The 4,799-nt window shown below is 70.6% G+C and carries 6 protein-coding genes and 2 pseudogenes; 4 read left to right on the forward strand and 4 right to left on the reverse strand.

What is annotated here, in order from left to right; translation table 11 throughout:
• Together JWP28_RS04985 and JWP28_RS04990 are read right to left on the reverse strand one after the other, a co-directional pair.
• Positions 1 to 93 (reverse strand): annotated as a pseudogene (locus JWP28_RS04985) (IS5/IS1182 family transposase); the annotation flags it as partial.
• A 281-nt stretch (positions 94 to 374) separates the two neighbouring features.
• Complete coding sequence (locus JWP28_RS04990) at positions 375 to 1,127, reverse strand: Bax inhibitor-1/YccA family protein (protein ID WP_299540657.1); 753 nt, start codon at positions 1,125 to 1,127, stop codon at positions 375 to 377.
• Positions 1,128 to 1,289: 162 nt separating this feature from the next.
• Between JWP28_RS04990 and thpR the strand changes: the two genes are divergently transcribed.
• Entirely contained in the window at positions 1,290 to 1,826 is a 537-nt protein-coding gene (gene thpR, locus JWP28_RS04995; RefSeq protein ID WP_299540659.1) for an RNA 2',3'-cyclic phosphodiesterase, read from the forward strand.
• A gap of 48 nt (positions 1,827 to 1,874) precedes the next feature.
• Here the strand turns inward: thpR and JWP28_RS05000 are convergent, their stop codons facing one another.
• Positions 1,875 to 2,258 (reverse strand): DUF2237 domain-containing protein, encoded by a 384-nt coding sequence (locus JWP28_RS05000; protein WP_299540661.1) that lies wholly within the window; start codon positions 2,256 to 2,258, stop codon positions 1,875 to 1,877.
• Between the two features lie 53 nt (positions 2,259 to 2,311).
• Between JWP28_RS05000 and JWP28_RS05005 the strand changes: the two genes are divergently transcribed.
• Positions 2,312 to 3,199 carry a CoA ester lyase gene (locus JWP28_RS05005; RefSeq protein ID WP_299540663.1) on the forward strand — a complete coding sequence of 296 codons (888 nt, stop codon included), beginning with the start codon at positions 2,312 to 2,314 and terminating at the stop codon, positions 3,197 to 3,199.
• A 7-nt stretch (positions 3,200 to 3,206) separates the two neighbouring features.
• Positions 3,207 to 3,884 (forward strand): hypothetical protein, encoded by a 678-nt coding sequence (locus JWP28_RS05010; protein WP_299540665.1) that lies wholly within the window; start codon positions 3,207 to 3,209, stop codon positions 3,882 to 3,884.
• Here the strand turns inward: JWP28_RS05010 and JWP28_RS05015 are convergent.
• The gene (locus tag JWP28_RS05015) at positions 3,881 to 4,300 is read right to left on the reverse strand and encodes an HIT domain-containing protein (RefSeq protein ID WP_299540666.1); all 420 of its coding nucleotides are present in this window, start codon (positions 4,298 to 4,300) and stop codon (positions 3,881 to 3,883) included. The genes JWP28_RS05010 and JWP28_RS05015 overlap by 4 nt on opposite strands.
• A gap of 113 nt (positions 4,301 to 4,413) precedes the next feature.
• Here JWP28_RS05015 and JWP28_RS05020 point away from each other — a divergent pair.
• Positions 4,414 to 4,799 (forward strand): annotated as a pseudogene (locus JWP28_RS05020) (malate dehydrogenase); the annotation flags it as partial.

Raw genomic sequence — 4,799 nt, forward strand, 5'->3', positions numbered from 1 at the left:
GTCGCGCCCGGTCGAACCCTTCTGATCCGGCCGGCCGATGATCAGCGGCGCCATCCGCTCCCACCGCTCGTCGGTCAGCACCAAACGATCCATCACGCCCAAGACCGCCTCCAAAAAGCAGTCTTGAATCACGCTTCGGCCTCAGCCGGAATCCCTAGAGTCCACAGCTCCTAAGGCCCAGATGCTCCCCCACAGGGGGAGCTGTCAGCGCAGCTGACTGAGGGGGTTCCACCAGCCGAGTCGGCGGCTGAAACCCCCTCCGGCGCTTCGCGCCACCTCCCCCTCATCGCGCTTCGCGCTGGGGGAGGATCCAAAGAAAAAGCCCCGGAGGTTTCCCCCCGGGGCTCGATTCTGCGCCTGCGGTGCGCGCCGCCTTAGCGGCGGCTGCCCATCAGGCTGAGCAGGAACTGGAACAGGTTGATGAAGTCCAGATAGAGGCTGAGCGCGCCGTAGTTGGTGGCCACGCTCATGGCCGCCTGGTCGCCGCCCAGCTGGTAGTAGGTCATCTTCAGGCGCTGGGTGTCGTAGGCCGTCAGGCCGGCGAAGATCGCCACGCCCAGCAGGTTGACCATCAGATAGATGGCCGGGCTGTGGAGGAACATGTTCACCAGGCTGGCGATGATCAGGCCCCACACCCCCATGATCAGGAAGCTGCCCATGCCGGTCAGGTTGCGCTTGGTGGTGTAGCCCACCAGAGACAGCGCCCCGAAGGACGAGGCGGTGATCAGGAAGGTCGTGGCGATCGAGGCCCCGGTGTAGGCCAGGACGACCACGCCCAGCGAGGCGCCGATCAGGCTGACGATGGACCAGTAGGTCACGCCGGCCGTGCGCGGGGTCTGGTTGCGGATCGCAAATCCGGAGAACAGGATCACAGCCAGTGGCGCGAAGGCCACGATCATGCCGATGCCGGTCAGTCCGGCGAAGCGCCCGTCGGCCGTCACCTTGAACATCAGGTCGCGGATCGGTGCGACCGAACTGGTGACGAACGCCATCCCGGCCGAAACGACCAGGCCAAGCGCCACCTTGTTGTAGACCCCAAGCATGAAACTGCGGAGGCCTGCGTCAACCGACATGTCGGCGCGATCCGCGGGGATCGTGCGCGCGTAGTCGCGGTTGAAGTCGCTCATTTGAGCATAGCCCTTGATCTAAACGTCCCGATTGGACGCAAGGGGAAATATCGGGGTCGCGTGAGGCGGAAGCAAGGCCTAGTTGATCAAGGTGTCGTTAAGGATTCGGCGGGGTTTCGCGGAGCCGTGGCGGCCCGCGGCGGCCTGCGTTAGTTAGGGTCCATGATCCGGCTCTTCGCCGCCCTGCCGATCCCGCAAGATATCGGCCTGGCGCTGGCCCGCCGCCAGACCGGGGTCGAGGGGGCCCGCTGGCGCCCGCTCGATGCGCTGCACCTGACGCTGAGGTTCTTCGGCGAGATCCGCGAGGACGTCGCCCGCGATCTCGACGCCGAGCTCTCCGCGGTGCGGGGCCGGCCGTTCGAGATCGCGCTTTCCGGCGTCGGCGCGTTCGGCGACGGGCCGGACATCCACGCCATCTGGGCGGGCGTCGCCGAGAGCGAACCCCTGAGGCGCCTGGCCAGGGCCTGCGAGACGGCCGCCCGCCGCGCCGGCCTGAAGGCCGATTCGCGCCACTACCGCCCGCACGTGACGCTGGCCTACCTGCGCCACCCCGACCCCGCCGAGGTCGCCGCCTGGATCCAGGCCAACAACCTGCTCAAGTCGCCGCCGATCCGCGTCGAGAGCTTCGGCCTCTATTCCAGCTTCCTGGGCAGCGAGCAGGCCCACTACCGCCTGGAGGCGGCGTACGCGCTGACCTAGTTGCTCCTCCCCTGCACCGAAGTGTGCCCTTCGGGGGAGGAACTGAGCCTAGGCGTCCACCGCATAATCCTTGAGCACGCCTAGCGTGACGATCGCCAGCGTCTCCTCGTGGGTGGCGTCGAGGACCACCTGAGGGGCGGCGCCGGCGTCCAGGGCCTCCTTCCAGCGCGGCGCGCAGAGGCACCAGCGGTCGCCGGGCCGCAGGCCGGGGAACTGCGCCTCCGGGACGGGCGTCGAAAGATCGTTGCCCGCCGCACGGCTGAAGGCCAGGAACTCGGCGGTCATCACCGCGCAGACCGTGTGCAGGCCGACGTCCTCGTGGCTGGTCTCGCAGCAGCCGTTGCGGAAGAACCCGGTGACGGGGTCGACCGAGCAGGGCTTGAGCTCCCCGCCCAGCACGTTTCGGGCGCCGGGATCGTAGCGTGTGGTCATGCCGCCACCCTAACCGCTAAGACTGGCGGATATCCATGCGCGAAGGAGCGCAAATGACGACGACGGCCGCTTCGCTAGGTTCCGGCGCGAGACCCCGCCGCAGCGCGCTCTACCTGCCCGGCTCGAATGCGCGGGCCATCGAGAAGGCCAGGACGCTGCCCTGCGACGTGGTGATCCTCGACCTGGAGGACTCCGTCGCGCCCGAGGCCAAGCTTGCGGCCCGCGCGCTGGCGGCGGAGGCGGTGGGCGCCGGCGGCTTCGGGTCGCGTGAGCTGGTGATCCGGGTGAACGGCCTCGACACCCCCTGGGGCGCTGACGACCTGGCGGCTGCCGCGGGCGCGCGGCCGGACGCGGTGCTGGTTCCGAAGGTGGGGTCGCCGCAGGACCTGGCGGCCTACCGCAAGGCGCTGGGGCCGAGGACGGCGCTGTGGGCGATGATCGAGACCTGCCAGGCGGTGTTCGCGCTGGACGCTCTGGGCCGCGCCTCGGCGGTGGAGGGCGTCGGCGGCTGGGTGATCGGGACCAACGACCTGGTCAAGGAGATGCGTTGCCGGCCGGGCCCTGACCGCTTCCCGCTGCTCCCGGCGCTGGCCATGAGCGTGATGGCCGCCCGCGGACACGGGATCGCCGTCCTCGACGGGGTCTACAACGACATCCCCGACCTCGAGGGCCTGGCCCGGGAGTGCGCGCAGGGGGCCGACCTCGGCTTCGACGGCAAGAGCCTGATCCACCCGACCCACCTTGAGGCGGCCAACCGCGCCTTCTCGCCGGAGCCGGCGGCGGTCGTCTGGGCGCGCACGGTGGTAGAGGCCTTCGATTCGCCCGAAAACACCGGGAAAGGAGTTCTCAAGGTCGATGGGCGCATGGTCGAGCGGCTGCACTTGGCGCAGGCGCAGCGGCTGATCGCCGTCGCCGAGGCCATCGCCGCCCATGAGGTTTAGAGGGTCGATGCGGGTCCAGGTCCTACCCCTGCTGTTGGTCGCCGCCGCGCTGCCGGCCGCCGCCCAGCCCGCGCCGGCGCCTTCGCCGCCGCCGCGCGACGTGATCGGCTCTCTTTTGGATCACCCTGGCCAGCAGCCGTCGAAGGACGAGGACGAGCCGGACACCGCCAGCGCGCCGCGCACCCCGCCGGAGCCGGAACCGACGATCGCGCCGCTGCCGGGCGGGGCGCCCTACACGCCCGCCCCGCGGCCGCATCTGGACGCTCCAGTCCTCGTGGAGCAGACCGGCAAAACGCCCGACGCCCCGCCGACGCCCAGGGACATGGCCTACGACTCGCGCATCCGCTCCTCCTTCGCCTCCGCGCAGAGCTTCCAGGGCGCGCTGGACGGCGGCTGGACGCTCAGCGCCGACGGCCAGGACCTCTATGCCCTGCAGATCGTCGATCGGCGGGACCGGCTGGAAGGCGTCTGGCGCGACGTCCGCCGCAAGGGCTCGCTCAACGCCTCGGGCCTGGTGGACGACATCCAGCGGCAGGGCCCGGACGTCACCCTGCGCTTCACGCCCACGCCCGGCGCGCCGACCACGGTCGCGACCCTGCACGGCGGGGCCGATGGGCGCTGGAGCGGCGAACTTGCGGAAGGCGGGGGGCGGCGAGCCGTGACCCTGCGCCGGAGCGGTCTTTAGAGCCCCAGCGTCACCCGCGCGGCGGCCAGCGCCAGCTCAAGAGCCTTCGGGCCGTACGGCCTGGCGACGCCGAACCCCCAGACCGGGGCCGGCCAGGCCGCGTCGTCGGGGCGCCTGGCGATCACGTGCACATGCAGCTGCGGGGTGATGTTGCCGAGCTGGGCGACGTTGAGCTTGGCCGCCGGCCGCCCCAGCGCGTCGGCTATGGCGCGCACGGCGGCGCCGGACCGCAGGACCTCCTCCATCAGGACGTCGCGCTCGCCCTCCGCCAGGTCCTCGAGCTCGCGGGCGGCGGCCACCCGGGGGATCAGCACGATCCAGGGGAAGCGCGCGTCGGCCTGCAGGCGCAGGTGGCTCAGCGCCAGGTCGCCGACGGCCTCGGAGGTGGCCAGGAAAGCGGGGTCGATCTCGAACATCGGTCAAGGGAACACGGCGCGGGCGTCGCCGCCAAGCCCGTTTCCCCGCCCCGCCATTGCAGCCCGCGCCCCGCTGGGCTACGGACCCGCCGCAGCAGCAAGGGAGTAGTCGCATGAGCAAGAAACCGATCCGCGTGGCGGTCACCGGCGCGGCGGGCAACATCGGCTATGCGCTGCTGTTCCGCCTCGCCTCAGGCCAGATGTTCGGCGCCGACCAGCCCCTGATCCTGCAGCTCCTGGAAATCCCGGTCGAAGGCCCGCAGAAGGCCCTGAAGGGCGTAGCCATGGAACTCGAGGACTGCGCCTATCCGCTGCTCACCGACATGGTGCTGACCGGCGACCCCGACGTGGCGTTCAAGGACGCGAACTGGTGCCTGCTGGTCGGCTCCAAGCCGCGCGGCCCCGGCATGGAGCGCGCCGACCTGCTGAAGGACAACGGCAAGATCTTCGTGGCTCAGGGCCGGTCCATCGACGCGGTGGCCGCCGACGACGCCCGCAT

Source organism: Phenylobacterium sp. (assembly GCF_028290885.1).
Classification (GTDB): Bacteria; Pseudomonadota; Alphaproteobacteria; order Caulobacterales; family Caulobacteraceae; genus Phenylobacterium.